The 16,869-nt window shown below is 68.0% G+C and carries 15 protein-coding genes and 1 riboswitch; of the genes, 6 read left to right on the forward strand and 9 right to left on the reverse strand.

Features of this window, described 5'->3' with window-relative positions:
* Positions 1–68: 68 nt before the first annotated feature.
* From J7U37_RS07785 to J7U37_RS07800, 4 genes are all read left to right on the forward strand, one after another.
* Entirely contained in the window at positions 69–1,508 is a 1,440-nt protein-coding gene (locus tag J7U37_RS07785) for a circularly permuted type 2 ATP-grasp protein (RefSeq protein WP_056189972.1), read from the forward strand.
* A gap of 129 nt (positions 1,509–1,637) precedes the next feature.
* Positions 1,638–2,582: an alpha-E domain-containing protein gene (locus tag J7U37_RS07790; RefSeq protein ID WP_056189969.1), complete on the forward strand. Its 945-nt coding sequence runs from the start codon at positions 1,638–1,640 to the stop codon at positions 2,580–2,582.
* A gap of 37 nt (positions 2,583–2,619) precedes the next feature.
* Positions 2,620–3,447 (forward strand): transglutaminase family protein, encoded by an 828-nt coding sequence (locus J7U37_RS07795; RefSeq protein WP_056189966.1) that lies wholly within the window; start codon positions 2,620–2,622, stop codon positions 3,445–3,447.
* A 31-nt stretch (positions 3,448–3,478) separates the two neighbouring features.
* Positions 3,479–4,231, forward strand: a complete 753-nt coding sequence (locus J7U37_RS07800; protein WP_056189963.1) for a hypothetical protein — start codon at positions 3,479–3,481, stop codon at positions 4,229–4,231.
* 7 nt (positions 4,232–4,238) lie between these two features.
* Here J7U37_RS07800 and J7U37_RS07805 read toward each other — a convergent pair whose 3' ends face one another.
* The 9 genes from J7U37_RS07805 to J7U37_RS07845 form a co-directional block, all read right to left on the reverse strand.
* A complete protein-coding gene (locus J7U37_RS07805) occupies positions 4,239–5,306 on the reverse strand; it encodes a nitronate monooxygenase (RefSeq protein WP_247635342.1) in 1,068 nt (355 codons plus the stop codon).
* Positions 5,307–5,309: 3 nt separating this feature from the next.
* Positions 5,310–5,933: a thiamine phosphate synthase gene (locus J7U37_RS07810; RefSeq protein WP_348772982.1), complete on the reverse strand. Its 624-nt coding sequence runs from the start codon at positions 5,931–5,933 to the stop codon at positions 5,310–5,312.
* 97 nt (positions 5,934–6,030) lie between these two features.
* Positions 6,031–6,816: a thiazole synthase gene (locus tag J7U37_RS07815; protein WP_247635343.1), complete on the reverse strand. Its 786-nt coding sequence runs from the start codon at positions 6,814–6,816 to the stop codon at positions 6,031–6,033.
* 3 nt (positions 6,817–6,819) lie between these two features.
* A complete protein-coding gene (gene thiS, locus J7U37_RS07820; RefSeq protein WP_056189952.1) occupies positions 6,820–7,032 on the reverse strand; it encodes a sulfur carrier protein ThiS in 213 nt (70 codons plus the stop codon).
* Complete coding sequence (gene thiO / locus J7U37_RS07825) at positions 7,029–8,213, reverse strand: glycine oxidase ThiO (RefSeq protein ID WP_247635375.1); 1,185 nt, start codon at positions 8,211–8,213, stop codon at positions 7,029–7,031. The genes thiS and thiO overlap by 4 nt, the downstream gene beginning before the upstream one ends.
* A gap of 101 nt (positions 8,214–8,314) precedes the next feature.
* A riboswitch (TPP riboswitch) is annotated at positions 8,315–8,443 on the reverse strand.
* A gap of 153 nt (positions 8,444–8,596) precedes the next feature.
* On the reverse strand, positions 8,597–9,844 hold the full coding sequence (locus tag J7U37_RS07830) for an adenylate/guanylate cyclase domain-containing protein (protein ID WP_247635344.1): 1,248 nt from the start codon (positions 9,842–9,844) through the stop codon (positions 8,597–8,599).
* A 222-nt stretch (positions 9,845–10,066) separates the two neighbouring features.
* On the reverse strand, positions 10,067–12,061 hold the full coding sequence (gene rpoD, locus J7U37_RS07835) for an RNA polymerase sigma factor RpoD (RefSeq protein WP_247635345.1): 1,995 nt from the start codon (positions 12,059–12,061) through the stop codon (positions 10,067–10,069).
* A 198-nt stretch (positions 12,062–12,259) separates the two neighbouring features.
* Positions 12,260–14,182, reverse strand: a complete 1,923-nt coding sequence (dnaG, locus tag J7U37_RS07840) for a DNA primase (protein ID WP_056478851.1) — start codon at positions 14,180–14,182, stop codon at positions 12,260–12,262.
* Between the two features lie 89 nt (positions 14,183–14,271).
* Positions 14,272–14,733 carry a GatB/YqeY domain-containing protein gene (locus J7U37_RS07845; protein WP_247635346.1) on the reverse strand — a complete coding sequence of 154 codons (462 nt, stop codon included), beginning with the start codon at positions 14,731–14,733 and terminating at the stop codon, positions 14,272–14,274.
* A 208-nt stretch (positions 14,734–14,941) separates the two neighbouring features.
* Here J7U37_RS07845 and carA point away from each other — a divergent pair, with 208 nt between their 5' ends.
* A complete protein-coding gene (gene carA, locus J7U37_RS07850; protein ID WP_247635347.1) occupies positions 14,942–16,183 on the forward strand; it encodes a glutamine-hydrolyzing carbamoyl-phosphate synthase small subunit in 1,242 nt (413 codons plus the stop codon).
* A gap of 216 nt (positions 16,184–16,399) precedes the next feature.
* Positions 16,400–16,777, forward strand: a complete 378-nt coding sequence (locus J7U37_RS07855; RefSeq protein ID WP_056189936.1) for a hypothetical protein — start codon at positions 16,400–16,402, stop codon at positions 16,775–16,777.
* The last annotated feature ends 92 nt before the right edge of the window (positions 16,778–16,869 follow it).

Below are 16,869 nucleotides of genomic sequence, written 5' to 3' on the forward strand. Positions count from 1 at the left end.
TCGGGGCCGATGTCCGATCGCTGGCGCGTGTCTTGCCTAGCTAGACGGTGTTCAAGGGGGAGACGCGAATGGCGCTCGCTGCATTCGACGAGATGACCGGGCTGCCCGACGGGGCGCTGAGCAACCCCGCCGTGCGCGAAGCCTACGACAGCCTGAAACACTGGCTCGACACCACGCCGCCCGAGCATTTCAACACGCGCCGCAGCCAGGCCGAGATGCTGTTCCGGCGCATCGGCATCACCTTCGCGGTCTACGGGGCGAACGAATCCACCGAGCGCCTGATCCCGTTCGACATCATACCGCGGGTGATCACCAAGCCCGAGTGGAGCTTCCTGGAGCGCGGGCTCAAGCAGCGCGTCACGGCGATCAACGCCTTCCTGAAGGACATCTACGGCGCCCAGGAATGCATCAAGGCCGGCGTGATCCCGGCCGACCTCGTCTACCGCAATCCGCATTACCGCATGGAGATGCGCGCCTTCCGGGTGCCGCACGACCTCTACGTCCACATCGCCGGCATCGACATCGTCCGTACCGGCGAGAACGACTTCTTCGTCCTGGAGGACAATGCCCGGACCCCGTCCGGCGTGTCCTACATGCTGGAGAACCGCGAGGTGATGCTGCGGCTGTTCCCCGAGCTGTTCTCCCGCCACCGGGTCGCCCCGGTCGAGAACTATCCCGACGCCCTGCTGGCGACCCTGCGGAGTCTGGCGCCCTCGACGGCGACCCGCGATCCCACCGTCGCCCTGCTCACCCCCGGCCGCTACAACTCGGCCTTCTACGAACACTCGTTCCTCGCCGACAAACTCGGCGTCGATCTGGTGGAGGCCTCCGACCTCTTCACCAAGGACGATGTCGTCTACATGCGCACCACGGAGGGTCCGCGCCGGGTCGACGTGCTCTATCGCCGCCTCGACGACGACTTCCTCGACCCGCTGGTGTTCCGCCCGGATTCCGTCCTCGGCGTTCCGGGCATCATGAACGCTTACGAGCGCGGGACCGTGACGCTGGCCAACGCGGTCGGCACCGGCATCGCCGACGACAAGGCGGTCTACAGCTACATGCCGGAGATCGTGAAGTTCTTCACCGGCGAGGAGCCGATCCTGCACAACGTGCCGACCTATCGCTGCCGCGAGAAGGAGGCCTTCGCCTACGTGATGGACAACCTTTCCGAACTCGTCGTGAAGGAGGTCAACGGGTCGGGCGGCTACGGCATGTTGGTCGGGCCGCACGCCACCAAGCGCGAGATCGAGGAGTTCGGGCGCAAGCTGAAACACGCGCCGGACGGCTTCATCGCCCAGCCGACCCTGGCGCTCTCCACCTGCCCGACCTTCGTCGCCTCCGGCGTGGCGCCCCGGCACGTGGATCTGCGCCCGTTCGTCCTGTGCGGCTCGGACGAGATCCGCATCGTGCCCGGCGGCCTCACCCGGGTCGCGCTCAAGGAGGGCTCGCTGGTGGTCAATTCGAGCCAGGGCGGCGGCACCAAGGACACCTGGGTCCTCGACGCCTGAGACATCGACGGGCGTCCGACACGACGTTTCGCGTCGGACGCCTTTTCAACGCGGTGCCCCCACCCGCATAGTCCTCCCCGCCCTGCGGCCTGCGTGATCCGACGCCGGCCGACGTCCCGATGGAACCCCATGCTGTCCCGGACCGCCGACAACCTGTACTGGCTCTCGCGCTACGCCGAGCGGGCGGAGTTCGTGGCCCGCATCCTCGATGCGGCCCTGCGCCTCGCCGCCCTGCCGTCCAGCTATGGCGGCGGCGAGACCAACGAGTGGGCCTCGGCCCTGGCGTCGGCGGGCGACCCGGAGGTGTTCAAGCCGCTCTACGACAGCGTCACGGAAGCCACCGTGTGCGATTTCCTGGCGTTCAGCCCGCACAACCCATCTTCGATCCGCTCCTGCATCGAGACTGCGCGCGAGAACGCCCGCAGCGTGCGTACCGCGCTGACCACCGAGATGTGGGACGCGATCAACGGGGCCTGGCTCGAGCTGCGCAACTACGAGGGGCGCGAGCTCAACCGCGACGAGTTCACCCGCTTTCTCGACTGGGTGAAGGGCGTCTCCCTCGCCTTCGACGGCTCGGCCTACCGCACCATGCTGCGCAACGACGCGTATTGGTTCACGCGCCTCGGCACCGCGATCGAGCGGGCCGACAACACCGCCCGCATCCTCGACGTGAAGTACCGCATCCTGCTCCCCGCCACGGAGAAGATCGGCGGCAGCCTCGACTACTTCCAGTGGACCACGATCCTGCGCGAGGTCTCGGCCTTCAACGCCTATCACTGGGTCTACCGGGAGAGCGTGAAGCCCCTGCTGGTGGCCGACCTGCTGATTCTCAACCGGCAGATGCCGCGCTCCTTCACCAATTGCTACGGCATGCTGGTGGAGCATCTCGATCTCATCGCCGATGCCTATGGCCGGCGCGGCGCGAGCCAGCGCCTGGCCAGCAACACGCTGGCGCGTCTCGAAGGCGAGAACATCAACCGCATCTTCTCGTCGGGCCTCCATGAGTTCGTGACGGAGTTCATCGTCGAGAACAATCGTCTCGGCGCCGCGGTGATCGAGCAATATCTGGTATAGGGCCGGCTCGAACCCGACGCCGCGCAAAGGTCGTTGCATGCGAATCCGCGTCTTTCACGAGACCAACTACACCTACGAGCAGCCGGCTCGCGGCCTGATCCAGGTCCTGCGCCTGCGCCCGCGCGACCATGACGGGCAGTACGTGCGGCGCTGGCGCATCGAGCCCTCCGTCGATGGCCGGGTCAGCGAGCGCGAGGACGGCTTCGGCAACGTGGTGCACTGGTTCACGGCGGACGAGCCGGCCGAGGCCCTGTCGATCCGGGTGACGGGCGAAGTCGATACCCTTGAGATGCACGGCATCGTGCGCGGCACCATCGAGCGGCTGCCGGACGTGTTCTACCTGCGCGATTCCGATCTCGCCCTGGCCAACGACGCGATCCAGGACTTCGCGCGCGAGATCGCGGCGGCCGGCGATCCGGCGCCCCTGCCCTGCCTGCATCGCCTGCTCGCCGCCGTTCACGAGCGGGTCGCGTTCGTGCCGGGTCCGGCCAGCGCCAGCACCAACGCGGCGCAGGCCTTCAGCCAGGAGAAGGGCGTCTGCCAGGACCTCACCCACCTGTTCATCGCGGCGGCGCGGCACCTCGAAATTCCGACGCGCTACGTGTCGGGCTACTTCCACCACGCCGACGACGACGCGGATCAGGGCTCCGGCCATGCCTGGGCCGAATCCCTGGTGCCGGGCCTGGGCTGGATCGGCTTCGACGCGGCCCACGGCATCGCCACCACGGAGGCCCATATCCGCGTGGCGGTCGCCCTCGACTATCTCGGCGCGGCCCCGATCCGCGGCAGCCGCCTCGGTGGTGGGACAGAGACCCTCGACGTGACGCTCCGCGTCGAGCAAGCACAGGCCAGCGTCCAGTCCTGATTCCAGGCGGCCGCGCGGGAAAGATCGCATCATGACCTATTGTGTCGGCGTCCTCGTGGAAGAGGGCCTTGTGATGATCGCCGACACCCGGACCAATGCCGGGCTCGACGACATCTCGACCTATCGCAAGCTCCACCACTTCAACGTACCGGGCGAGCGCGTGATGATGCTGGCCTCCGCCGGCAATCTCTCGATTACCCAATCGGTTCTCAGCCTCCTGTCCGAGGGCGTCGAGGGCGATGCCGGCGAGCCGACGATGAAGCTCGTCGAGGCGCCGACCATGTTCCAGGCGGCGCAGCTCGTCGGCCGCGCCATTCGCCGGGTGCGGGAGATCGAGAAAGCCGGCTTCGAGGCGGCGAACCTGCGTTTCTCGGTCTCGCTGCTGTTCGGCGGCCAGATCGGCACCGATCCGATGAAGCTCTACCTGATCTATTCGGCCGGCAACTTCATCGAATGCAGCGGCGATGCGCCATTCCTGCAGATCGGCGAGCACAAATACGGCAAGCCCATCCTCGACCGCGCGGTGAAATACGAGACCGATCTCTACGACGCTCTCAAGGTCGGGCTGGTCTCGATGGACTCGACCATGCGCTCGAATCTCGGCGTCGGCCTGCCCATCGACATCGCGCTCGCCCGCCGCAACGCCCTCGACCTCGAGGTGAACCACCGGATCGAGGCCGGCGAAAGCTACTTCCACGACCTGCGCGAGCGTTGGTCCGCGGCCCTGCGCGCGGCCCACCGAGCGATCCCGCGGCCGCCCTACGGGCCGTCTACGGCGAAATGATCGGACGTCAGGCCCGTCGGAGAAGCGCCAGGGCCTGCTCTGCCAGCTCGACAGTCAGGCGTCCGGCGTCGATGTCGCGGGCGAGCGGCGCGGCCTGACCGGCCCAGAGCGGCGAGAAGTCGCCCGACCCGCGCCGTTCGGCCTCGATCCGCAGGGGCTGCAAACCGATGGCGGCTGTGGGGAAGACGGGAGCGTCCGCGCGAAGCGGACCGAGTTCGCGGATCGCACGGTTGATCACACCCCGCGCCGGCTTGCCTGTCAGCACGTTGGTGATCGTGGTGTCCTCGTCCCGCGCCCGGCGCAATGCGTCGCGATGGGGAGCGGACAATCCCGCCTCCGTGGTGAGGAGATAGGCGGTCCCCAACTGGACGGCCGAGGCGCCGAGCATGAAGGCCGCCGCGATCCCGCGCGCATCGGCGATCCCGCCGGCGGCGATGACCGGGACCGCGACCGCATCGACCACCTGGGGCACCAGCGCCATCGTGCCGACCTGCGTCGCGGGATCACCACCGAGGAACGTGCCGCGATGGCCGCCCGCCTCGGCTCCCTGGGCGATGATGGCGTCGACTCCGCGCTCGGCGAGCCAGCGCGCCTCGCGCACGGTCGTCGCCGACGCGAGGATGCGGCAGCCGAGCGCCCGCAGGGGTGACAGGAGGTTCGGCTCCGGCAAGCCGAAATGGAAGCTGACAACCGGCGGCCTGAGATCCACCACGACGGCCAGCATGGCCGCATCGAAGGGCGCGCGTTGCGCCATGGCGATGGGTGCGGCCGGGTCGAGCCCGAACTCCGCGTAGTAGGGTTCGAGCCGGCCGCGCCAGGCCGCCTCGCGCGCAGCGTCCGGCGCTTCCGGCGCGTGGCAGAAGAAGTTGAGATTGAACGGCCGCTCGGAGCGCGCGCGCAGCGCCGCGACTTCGGTCCGCACGAGGTCGGGCGTCATCGCCGCGCAGGCCAGGGAGCCCAGCCCCCCCGCCGCGCTGACGCTGGCTGCAAGCGCCGGCTTCGGCCCGATCATCGGCGCCTGGATGATCGGATGCTGCACCGGCACCAGGTCGAGGAAACGGTTTGGACCCCACATCGCTCAACCTCTCCCCGATCCGCTGCGGCCGGATCGCACATCGAGCGACGCGCCGTAGGCCCGCGCCTCCGCCTCGGGATCGGGGCTGCGCATCAGCCCGCCCATCACCGCGATGCCGGCGGCCCCGGCCTCGCGGCAGAGCCCGACGCGGTCGGGGGCGATGCCTCCGAGCGCGATCACCGGGATGCCGAACGGCGCCGCCGCCGCCAGCGCCTGCGGCCCGAGGGCCGGACCGTAGCCCGGTTTGCTCGCGGTCGCGAAGATCGGGCTCAGGGTGACATAATCGGCGCCTGCCCGCGCCGCAGCCTCGACCTCGGCGAGGCTGTGGGCCGACACTCCGAGGCAGCCGTGCGGAAGATGCTCGCGTGCCGACGCCACATCGACCGGAGTTGCCCCGCCGGGCAGGTGAACGCCCTCGGCTCCGAGATCCAGCGCCAGGGCGGGATCACCCCCGATCGAAACGAACCCGCCCCGGGCTCCAACGAGGTCGACGACGTCGCGGGCTAGTGCGCGACGCTCGTCCGGGGCCAAGTCCCGCTCCCGGAACCAGACCCAGCGCACACCACCCCGCATCAGGCCTTCGAGCGTGTCCAGGAGTTGGCGGGCGGCGAGGTCCGGTGGCGCCACGGAGGAGCGCTCCGTTACCGCCAGCAGCGATGCCGGCAGCGATCTCATGCTGGCCGACGCGCGCAACGGGTGGACGGCTCGCCCAAACCGAACCGCCTCACGAGCCGACGAGGCCGAGCTGCGGGCTGGACGGTTCGGCGCGGCCGCGCCTTGGAATGCGGCCGGCCAGATGCGCGTCGCGGCCGGCCTGGACGGCGCTGCGCATGGCGCGGGCCATGCGGACGGGATCGTCCGCCTTGGCCACGGCGGTGTTGAGGAGGCAACCCGCAGCCCCGAGTTCCATGGCGATCACGGCGTCGGAGGCCGTGCCGATGCCCGCATCGACGATCACCGGCACGGGGGAGCGGCGGCAGATGAGTTCCAGGTTGGCGGGATTGGCCACGCCCATGCCCGAACCGATCAGCGAGCCCATCGGCATCACGGCAGCGCAGCCGAGATCGGCGAGACGCTGGCACACCACCGGATCGTCGTTGCAATAGGGCAGCACCGTGAACCCGTCATCGACCAGGTGGCGGCAGGCCTCCAGCAATTCGGCGACGTCGGGATACAGCGTCTCGCGGTCACCGATGACCTCGACCTTGATCCAGGTGGTGTCGAGCGCCTCGCGGGCGAGTTCGGCGGTCATGATCGCGTCTCGCGCCGTCTCGCAGCCGGCCGTATTGGGCAGGAACCGGTGCCCCTTCAGCCGGCGCAGGGTGTCCGATCCGTGTCCCTGCAGCGAGACGCGGCGGATCGAGGCCGTGACCACTTCGGCGCCTGAGGCCGCCACCGCCTCGAAGAGGATGCTCTGGGTCGGGTAGCCGGCCGTGCCGATGAACAGGCGCGAGCCCAGGCTCACGCCGCCGATCACCAGCGCATGGGTGTCGTTCGCGGGTTCAGTCATTCCTCAGCCTCCCTGCATGGCACGGACGATCTCGACGCGGTCGCCCTCGGCGAGCCGGGTCGCGGCCCAATCGCGCCGCCGGACCACCGCGCCGTTGAGCGCGATGGCGATGCCCTGCGGGCTGTCGAGGCCGGTTTCCTCGGCCTCCTCCCGGAACAGGGCGTCGAGATCGGCGGCGGCGCTGTCGCGGGCCTGTCCGTTGACGGTGAGTCTCACGCGAAGGCCCTCGCGGGTTCAGGCTTCGCGAAGCGGGCGAGCCCGAAGTCGCGCGCGTAAGCCGGAAGCGTCCCGTCGGCGACCAGGGCCGCCACCGCGTCGGCGGTGGCCGGAGCCAACAGGTAGCCGTTGCGATGATGGCCGGTGGCGACGACGAGGCCGGGCGCCAGCGCGTCGATGATCGGGGCGTCGTCGTCGGAAGTCGGGCGGAATCCGCTCCACACCGCCTCGACCGCCATCTCCTCGATACCCGGCAGCACGCGGCGGGCGCCCTCCAACAGGGCAAAGAGGCCACCGGCGGTGACACCGGCGACAAAGCCGCAATCCTCCACCGTCGCTCCGACGATGAGGTGACCGTCGCTCTTCGGCGCCATGTGGACCTGCTCGGTCCAGACCATATGGGCGAGGGTTCCGGTGCGGGCGGTGGTCCGCAGGGCCAGGGATTGGCCGCGCAGGGGTCGGACCGGCAGGGCGAGCGAATCAGGCAGCAGACCGGTCTCGCCGCTCCAGGCGCCGGTCGCGAGCACGATGGTGTCCGCCAGGGTGAGTCCGTTGGCATGGCGCACGCCCGTGACCCGGCCGGCGCTCCAGTCGAGCGCCGCGACCGGGCAGCCCTCGACGAGGGTGACGCCTGCCCCGAGACAGGCCTGCACCAGGGCCGCCATCACCCGACTCGGATCGACCTGATGATCGTGCGGACAGAACAGACCGGCGGTGACGGCCGGCCGCAAGCGCGGCTCGCGGGCGCGGACCTCCGGGCCGGTGAGCCAGCGCGCATCGAGGCCCGAGCGTTTCTGGAGATCGTGGCGGAAGCGCAGGCGCTCGACCTCGTCGCGGCCGAGGGCGAGCACCAGGGTGCCCTCCTGCCGGTAATCGATGTCGAGACCGGACGCGGCCTGAAGGTCGTCGCGAAATCCCGGCCAGCGCGACAGGCTTTCGAGGGCGAGCGGCAGCAGCGGATCGGAGCCGGGCTCGTGCTCCGCGGCAGGGGCGAGCATGCCGGTGGCGGCCAGGCTCGCTCCGACGCCGATGGTCTCGCGCTCCAGGACGGTGACGGACCGACCGCCCTGCGCCAGGCGCCAGGCGGCCGAGAGGCCGATCAGGCCCCCGCCGACCACGACGACGTCGCTGCGCGCCGGAGGGACAGCGACGGGCGGCGCAGCACCATGCGTCCGTCGCAGATTGAGGCAGGCCTTCGGGGTCACGTCCAACGCAATCTCCGCAACGGGCGTCGAGATTGGTGGGGCTGCAGCTTCAGGCTGTGAAGCGTGCCGGGCTTGATGAGAAACCCGCGGTCCAATCCCTACGCCGGTATGAACCGGGTCAGGTTCAAAGGATTTCCGCGCCGCCATCCGCGAACGGACGGCCATCGGTTTCTCAGCCCCTTGCCGGGGATCTCCCTGGAACGCTCCTGATGTGGGCCGTCCGCCCGCCGGGGTCAATCCCCGTTATGCCCGAAGGCAGGACTCGGGAAGGGCCACGACTAGCCACAGCCACGACTCGGCCAACAGCATGGCTTGGCCAACAGCAGGGCTTGGCCGAGAGGATGGCTCGTGGGGTGGCCTCAGGCCGCCGGCGGGCGCGTCGGACGATAGACGCCCATCGGCTCGGCGAACCCGTCGAGGGCATGTTCGCCGAGGGGTTCCGGCATGTCCCAGAGGAAATCGACGAACGGCTTCGTCATCAGGATCGGCTCGCCGAGCGTCCGATTCAGGCGGGCGACACGGCTCGCAAGGTTCACGTCGCGGCCGATGACGGTGAAGTCGAGGCGGGCGCCCGAGCCGACATTGCCGTAGGCGGCCTCGCCGTGGTGCAGGGCGATGCCGGCCGCGACCGGGTTGGCGAAGTGACCGAGTGAATTGGCTTCGGCGAGCGCCGCCATGGCGCTCTGCGAGGCGGTGAGTGCGCCCTTGGCCGCGCCCCCAAGATCGTCTCCCGGCTCGCGAAAAATCGCCAGCAGGCCGTCGCCGAGATATTTCAGGACCTCGCCGCCCTCGCGCTCAATGGCGGGCACAAGACAGTCGAAGAAGATGTTCAGCAGGTCGACCGCCTCCTCCGGCGTCATGTCGGCAGAGATCCGGGTGTAGTCGCGCATATCGGCGAACAGGATCGCCGAGCGGATGCGCTGGACATGGCCGCGACGGATCGAGCCGCCGAGGATGGCTTTGTGCGGCTCGTCGCCGACATAGATCCGCAGCACGTGGTCGAGCTGCTTGTTGACGCTGCGCATCTCCATCACGGCGGCGAGCGTCGGCATGACGAAGCGCATGATCGCCACGTCCTCGTCGCGGAACCCGTCCGGGGACCGGGTGGCGAAGGAGATGCCGTTGCGGGTGCCGTTGGTGAAGAACAGCGGCGCCACGATGTAGTGCCGGTAGCCCTCGGCCTTCAGGTCGGGGATCACCGCGTAGGCGTCGTCCGGCGTCTCGGCGAGGTCGAGGATCAGCCATTCGCCGGTCTCGTGCACCCGGTGGAACGGGCTCTCGCGATAGGCCTTGTCGGACGCTTCCCCGTGCGGGAACAGCCGGACGGTGGAACCGGTCTCGCGGGTCCAGAAGCGGCCGACGCCGGAATATTCGGAATGCAGCGCGTCGATGGCGGTGGTGGCGCGGTCCACCGGCACGTCGAGGCGGATCAGGCGCTCGGCAAGACCCGACAGCAGGTCCTCCGCCTTCGGCATCCGAGCCCCCTCGCTCAGCAGCCAGTCTCGCAGGGCCACGCATTGCTGGAGGGCGCCGAAGGGAACGTCGGCCGCCTCCGAGCCGTCGGCTTCGGCGGTGGGAGAAGGCTGGGGCGGGCCTCGATCGAGCATATGGCCAAGGTGGGTTGAGAGGCGGCATCCGGCAACGGCCACCGACGCCTTTTGTGAGTATCGCGCGGACCCGGCACCTTCAACCGTACAGCTGACGTACGGGACCAGCGCAGATGTGATGGGCAAGGCCGAAGGTCCGCCCATGAAAAAGGCCGGCGCCCCGAAGCGCCGGCCCTCCCATGATTGATCGTCAGCACACGGTCTTGCGGGTGGTTTGAGGCGCTAGTTGTCGAGGAAGCTGCGGAGCTTGCGCGAACGGCTCGGGTGCTTGAGCTTACGCAGAGCCTTCGCCTCGATCTGACGAATGCGCTCGCGGGTCACCGAGAACTGCTGGCCGACCTCTTCGAGGGTGTGATCGGTGTTCATGCCGATGCCGAAGCGCATGCGCAGCACGCGTTCTTCGCGCGGGGTCAGCGAGGCGAGGACACGTGTCGTCGTCTCACGAAGATTGCTCTGAATCGCCGCGTCGATAGGCAGGACGACGTTCTTGTCCTCGATGAAGTCGCCGAGGTGGCTGTCCTCCTCGTCGCCGATGGGCGTTTCGAGGGAGATCGGCTCCTTGGCGATCTTGAGGACCTTGCGGACCTTTTCCAGCGGCATGGCCAGCTTCTCGGCCAGTTCCTCCGGCGTCGGCTCGCGGCCGATCTCGTGCAGCATCTGGCGCGAGGTGCGAACGATCTTGTTGATCGTCTCGATCATGTGCACCGGAATGCGGATGGTGCGGGCCTGATCGGCGATCGAGCGGGTGATCGCCTGACGAATCCACCAGGTGGCGTAGGTGGAGAACTTGTAGCCGCGGCGATACTCGAACTTATCGACCGCCTTCATCAGGCCGATATTGCCCTCCTGGATCAGGTCCAGGAACTGCAGGCCGCGGTTGGTGTACTTCTTGGCGATCGAGATCACGAGGCGCAGGTTCGCCTCGATCATCTCCTTCTTGGCCTGCCGGGCTTCGCGCTCGCCCTTCTGGACCATGTTGACGATCTTGCGGTACTCGCCGATCTCCAGGCCCGTCTCGGAGGCGAGGGTCAGAATCTGCTCGCGCAGGCGGGCGACCTCGCCCGAGCCCTTCTCGACGAGATTCTTCCAGCCGCGGCCGCCGAGGCTGCCGACGCGCTCCATCCAGTTCGGATCAAGCTCCCAGCCCTGGTAGTGGCGCAGGAACTCGTCGCGGGCGACGCCGTGGCTCTCGGCGTAGCGCATCAGCCGGCCCTCATGGGAGATGAGGCGCTTGTTGATGTCGTAGAGCTGCTCGACGAGGGCCTCGATGCGGTTGGCATTGAGGGAGAGCGACTTCACGTCGGTGACGACGGCGTCCTTCAGCTCGTCCTGCTTGCGCTCTTGCGAATCGGTGCGGGTGCCGCCCGAGGCCTTGAGCTCGGCATGCTCGTTCTGCAGCTTGCGCAGCTTGCGGTAGTTGTTGGCGATGTTGTCGAACGTCTCGAGGACGCGCGGCTTGATCTCGGTCTCCATGGCGGCGAGGGAGACATTGTTCTCCATGTCGTCGTCATCGTCGCCCTCGGGCGGCGTCGGAGCGTCGGATTCGCCCTCTTCGGTCTCCTCGGCGCCGTCGGCGATCGCCATCGCGTTCTTCGCGTCGGGTCCCGCATAGGTGGCTTCGAGATCGATGATCTCGCGCAGGAGCACTCGGCCGTCGACGAGTTCGTCGCGCCAGATGATGATGGCCTGGAATGTCAGCGGGCTCTCGCAGAGCCCGGCAATCATCGCCTCGCGACCGGCCTCGATGCGCTTGGCGATAGCGATCTCGCCCTCGCGGGACAGGAGTTCGACCGAACCCATCTCGCGCAGGTACATCCGCACGGGATCATCCGTGCGGTCGGTCGGCTCCTTGGTGGTCTCGGCGCGCAGGGCGACGGGCTTCGTCGGCGCGATCTCGGCGACCTCGGTTCCCTCGGCGCCGTCCTCGTCCTCGGATTCGCCGCTGGCCTTGGTCTCCGTCGTCTCCTCGGTCTCTTCCGCCTCGACGACGTTGATGCCCATCTCGGACAGCTGGGACAGCACGTCCTCGATCTGGTCGGGATCGGACTGGCCGTCGGGCAGAACCTCGTTGATCTCCTCGTAGGTGATGTAGCCGCGCTTCTTGGCGAGCTTCACCATCCGCTTGACGGAGGCATCCGTCAGATCGAGAAGCGGCCCGTCGGTCTGTTGCTCCGGAGCAGCATCCGTTTCGTCCCGTTCCGTTGCCTTCGTCGCCATGGTCCGCCTATGGTTGTCGTGTCAGTGTCGCGCGGGAGCGTGTCGCCCACTCCGCGTCATCGACGCTGCAATGCATGTGATGTGCGGACCGTCGAAGTGACAGCCGCGTCGATGTCAGATCCCGGTATGCAAGCGAGACGCTTGACCGATTGTTAACCATAGCCGCCAAGAGCGGCCGAATTCGTTCGCGACGGATGATCAGGATGCGGACGCCTCATCCGCGTCCGGCACCACTTCATCCGCCTCCGCACCCGCGATGACTGCCATACGGGCCTTCACGTCGCACAGCCAAGCGAAGTTCGCCTCCGTCTCGTCCTCGACCAGCGCCCGTTCCGCGAGGCGGAGTTCGCTATTTAGCGCGCCAGCCTTGCGGTGCAAGATCACGGCCTGACGCAATGCGTCTTCGAGACGCACAGGATCGGCATGCGCGTCAAGGGTCCATCGGTCTCCGGGGCGAACATGGCTGGCCAGGCGGGCGGCGGCTTCGATCAGTCCGGCCCGCTTCAAGCGGCTCTCCAGCACCTCGACGCCGGGCTGATCCGCATCCGCATGGCTGTCGAGCAAGAGAGATCGTAGCGCCTGCGCGTCCGGGTCGCCGAGTTCGAGTTCTGCCAGATCCTCCGCCTCGATCCCGAGCAGTTCCGGGTGGACCAGAAGGCTGGACACGATCATCGCCTCGCGATCCCGGTACGCGACCGGCCCCGAAGCGCTGGTCTCCCCGGCAAAGAGCGGGTTGAACTTGGTGGTGATTCGCGGCGAGGGCGGCGGGTCCCCGGGTCGCGGCGTCCGCTGGAAGGCGGGGCGCGCGGACGCGGTGCGCGGTTCCCAGGGCCCGCGCCGTCCCTGGCTCGCCTGGGGCGACAAGGCCCGAAGCCGGCCCTCGATCTCGTCGCGATAGAACCCGCGCACGGTCTCGTCGCGAATCGAGGCAACCATCTCGCGCACCGATTTGGCCAAGCCGGCTCGGCGCTCCGGGGTGTCGAGGGGCGCCCCGTCCGTGGCGCGCGACCACAGCATCTCGACCAGGGGGCGCGCGCCCTCGAGGACCCGATCGATCGCCCCCTTGCCCTCGGAGCGCAGGAGATCGTCCGGGTCCTGGCCCTCGGGCAGCATGGCGAAGCGCAGGGACTTGCCCGGCGTGAGCCCCGGCAGGGCCACGTCGAGGGCCTTGAAAGCGGCGCGCTGACCGGCTCCGTCACCGTCGAAGCACAGGATCGGCTCATCGGCATTCCGCCACAGCAGACCGATCTGCTCCTCGGTCAGCGCCGTGCCGAGGCCCGCCACGGCATTGGGATGACCCGCCATGGTCATCGCGATGACGTCGACGTAGCCCTCGACGGCGATGATCACGCCCCGGTCATGCGCCGGCTTACGGGCATTGTGCAGGTTGTAGAGCAGCTGCCCCTTGTGGAAGAGCGGCGTCTCCGGCGAATTCATGTACTTCGCCTTGGCATCCTTCTGCAGCGCCCGGCCGCCAAAGGCGATGACGCGCCCACGTGAATCCGTGATCGGAAACATCACCCGGTCGCGGAACTTGTCGAACGGAACCTTGATGTCGTCGCCCGAGCTCAGCAAACCGACCTCGGCCATCAGATCTTTGTCCACGCCCTTCGCGGCGAGGAAGTCGCGCAGGGCATAACGGTCGCCGGGCGCGTAGCCGAGGCGGAAGCGCGACCGGATTTCCGGCCCGAGCTGGCGCCGATCGAGATAGGCGCGCGCCTCGATGCCGGCGCGGCCCGCCAGTTGCTCCTCGAAGAAGGCGGCCGCCATCTCCATGACGTCGAGCGCTCCGGCGCGCTTGGTCTCCTGCTCGCGGGCATCGGCGCTGGGCGCCGGCAGCGACACGCCCGCCTCCGCCGCCAGACGCTCGACCGCCTCGGGGAAGCTCAGGCCCTCCGTCTCCATCAGGAAGGTGAAGACGTCGCCGTGCTTGCCCGAAGAGAAGCAGTGATAGAACTGCTTCTGGTCGTTGACGTAGAAGGATGGCGACTTCTCGGCATTGAACGGCGACAGGCCGCGCCACTCGCGACCGGCTTTCTTCAGCCGGACGCGCCGCCCCACGATGTCGGATGCGGGCAGGCGCGCACGGATCTCTTCGAGGATGTGGGGCGGGTAACGCACGGCAGGAACCGAACCTCTGCGACTGTGCATCTTAGCAGCCCCGGCTTAAGGAGTCCCCAACGCCCGGAAACGGCGTTGAGCGACCGGCCTTACGCCTTGGCGTTCAGCGCATCCTTCACGAGTCCGCTGGCCTTGCCGAAATCCATGCGGCCCGCATAGGCGCCCTTCAGGGCGGCAATGACCTTGCCCATGTCCTTCGGACCGGCAGCGCCGGTCTCGATCACCGCCTTGTCGATGGCCGCGCGGGTCTCGGCCTCGTCCATCTGCTGCGGAAGGAAGCCCTGGATGATCGCGACCTCGTTGCGCTCGTTCTCGGCGAGTTCGGGCCGACCGCCCTGATCGTAGACCGCGGCCGATTCGTTGCGCTGCTTGATCATCTTCTGCAGGAGCGCGAGGATCTCCTCCTCGGAAGCCGGCTCCTTGCCGAGGCCGCGCGCCTCGATGTCCTTATCCTTGAGGGCGGCCTGCATCATCCGGACGGTGGCGAGCTTCGCCTTGTCGCCGGCCTTCATGGCTTCCTTCATCTCGGTGGTGAGACGGGCGCGCAGCATCGTGTGACTCCTGAAAAATGAACCCGGGGTAGCGAATCGACGGCGTGGTCTGCGAATTGCTGCGCGAACCGGGGTTCTTGAGACGCGCCGACGCGAGGGCCACATTGACCCTAACGCGGCACGCTCGCTATGAGCGCCGCACGACAAGCCGCCCGCATGCGCCGCTCTACGGCGCCGGGATCGGCCGGACATAAGCGAGATCACGCCGATGCTGCAAGATGAAGGCGTCCACACGCCTGCCGTGCCCGCGCCCCCCGCTCCCTGGGCCGAACCCATCGCCACCGCCCTCCTGGTCCTGGCCGACGGCACCGTGCTGGAGGGATTTGGCATCGGCCAGACCGGGATCGCCGATGGTGAAGTCTGCTTCAACACCGCGATGACGGGCTATCAGGAGATTCTGACCGACCCGTCCTACGCGGGCCAGATCGTCACCTTCACCTTCCCGCATATCGGCAACACCGGCACCAACGACGAGGATCTCGAGAGCCTCGACGCGGCACCGGCCTCCGGGGTGCGGGGCACCGTGATCGCGTCGGCCGTGACCAACCCGTCGAACTGGCGCTCGTCGAGCCATCTCGACGCCTGGCTGAAGGCCCGCGGCATCGTCGGCATCACCGGTGTCGACACTAGGGCGCTCACCGCACTGATCCGCGACCACGGCATGCCGAACGCGATCATCGCCAACGATCCGGAGGGTCGCTTCGACCGCGAGGCCCTGAAGGCGCGGGCAGCCGCCCTCGCCCCGATGGAAGGCCTCGACCTCGTGCCGCCGGTGACCAGTCGGGAGCGTTCGGAATGGTCCCAGACCATTTGGGACGTGAAGGCCGGTTACGGTGATCGCAAGCCGGGCACAGGCCTCAAGGTCGTCGCCATCGATTACGGCGTGAAGCGCAACATCCTCCGGCTTCTGGCCGAAGCCGGCTGCGACGTGACCGTGGTGCCCGCCACCACCACCGCCGCCGAGATCATGGCGATGAAGCCCGACGGCGTGTTCCTGTCGAATGGCCCCGGTGATCCGGCCGCCACCGGCGAATACGCGGTTCCGGTGATCCGAGCGCTGCTTGAGGAAAAAGTGCCGACCTTCGGCATCTGCCTCGGGCACCAGCTCATGGGCCTGGCGTTGGGCGGGCGCACCGTGAAGATGGCGCAGGGCCACCACGGCGCGAACCATCCGGTAAAGGACAAGACCACCGGAAAGGTCGAGATCGTGTCGATGAACCACGGCTTCGCGGTGGATCCGGCGAGCCTGCCCGAGACGGCGCTGGAGACCCACGTCTCGCTCTTCGACGGCTCGAATTGCGGTCTTACGCTCACCGACCGACCGGCCTTCTCGGTGCAGCACCACCCGGAGGCCTCGCCGGGCCCGCGTGACAGCCACTACCTGTTCGAGCGCTTCGTCGCCCTGATGAAGGCCGGAAAGCCCGAAACGCTGGTCACCATCGCGGACTGACGGCGGCCGGGCGGACTCCGCCCGGCCCTTGCCACGTCTGCATGCTTAAAGTGCATCTTAAGCCAGAACCACCCGAGGCGGGAATCACAGAATGGTTCCCGCCGCGTCATAAAAAACCCGGCATTTTGGGGCATCCCCGCGCCGTTAACGACGCGCTAACGACGTCCGTCGAGGATCGTGGCGTGATCGCATCCGGTTCTGGACGGGGATTTCCACATGACGTTCGACGACGCGCGGGACGACTTCTCGCGCCTGCATCGCCTCTTCACGTTCCATCTCGGCGTGGCCGTCGGCCTCGCGTGGATGACCGCCCTCTACTCCGCCTGCTACGCCCCCTGGGTCCGCAACATCCGGGCGCTGATCGATCCGTCGACCGGCCTCGACCGGGTCGAGAGCACCTGGTCGTTCCTGTTCGCCCTGCCGGTGGTGATGACGCTCGCCTGGATCGGCTTGTATTTCGGCCGCGAGATGCTGCGCCGCAGCCAGACCCTCTCGAATGCCGCTCTTGAATTCGCCGCCGCCGCAATCGTGGCCTTCGGGGTGTTTTATCTCTCCATCGACCGCGCGGTGTCGGTTCTCTACCTCGGCTTCTGAGCCGCAACGGCGCTTCACCTTCAACGCACGCCCTTCCAATGGCGACGGGCTGCGTGTAAGTGCCAGGATCAACGACAATCCACGCCGCTAGC

This window comes from Methylobacterium sp. 37f (assembly GCF_023093475.1).
Lineage (GTDB): Bacteria > Pseudomonadota > Alphaproteobacteria > Rhizobiales > Beijerinckiaceae > Methylobacterium.

Bases quoted from the DNA above. Each gene is read 5' to 3' on its own strand.
- J7U37_RS07855 (WP_056189936.1), top strand. From the start codon at position 16,400: ATGACGTTCGACGACGCGCGGGACGACTTCTCGCGCCTGCATCGCCTC.
- J7U37_RS07830 (WP_247635344.1), bottom strand. From the start codon at position 9,844: ATGCTCGATCGAGGCCCGCCCCAGCCTTCTCCCACCGCCGAAGCCGAC.
- carA (WP_247635347.1), top strand. From the start codon at position 14,942: ATGCTGCAAGATGAAGGCGTCCACACGCCTGCCGTGCCCGCGCCCCCC.
- J7U37_RS07800 (WP_056189963.1), top strand. From the start codon at position 3,479: ATGACCTATTGTGTCGGCGTCCTCGTGGAAGAGGGCCTTGTGATGATC.
- J7U37_RS07795 (WP_056189966.1), top strand. From the start codon at position 2,620: ATGCGAATCCGCGTCTTTCACGAGACCAACTACACCTACGAGCAGCCG.
- J7U37_RS07790 (WP_056189969.1), top strand. From the start codon at position 1,638: ATGCTGTCCCGGACCGCCGACAACCTGTACTGGCTCTCGCGCTACGCC.
- J7U37_RS07815 (WP_247635343.1), bottom strand. From the start codon at position 6,816: ATGACTGAACCCGCGAACGACACCCATGCGCTGGTGATCGGCGGCGTG.
- J7U37_RS07805 (WP_247635342.1), bottom strand. From the start codon at position 5,306: ATGTGGGGTCCAAACCGTTTCCTCGACCTGGTGCCGGTGCAGCATCCG.
- rpoD (WP_247635345.1), bottom strand. From the start codon at position 12,061: ATGGCGACGAAGGCAACGGAACGGGACGAAACGGATGCTGCTCCGGAG.
- J7U37_RS07785 (WP_056189972.1), top strand. From the start codon at position 69: ATGGCGCTCGCTGCATTCGACGAGATGACCGGGCTGCCCGACGGGGCG.
- J7U37_RS07845 (WP_247635346.1), bottom strand. From the start codon at position 14,733: ATGCTGCGCGCCCGTCTCACCACCGAGATGAAGGAAGCCATGAAGGCC.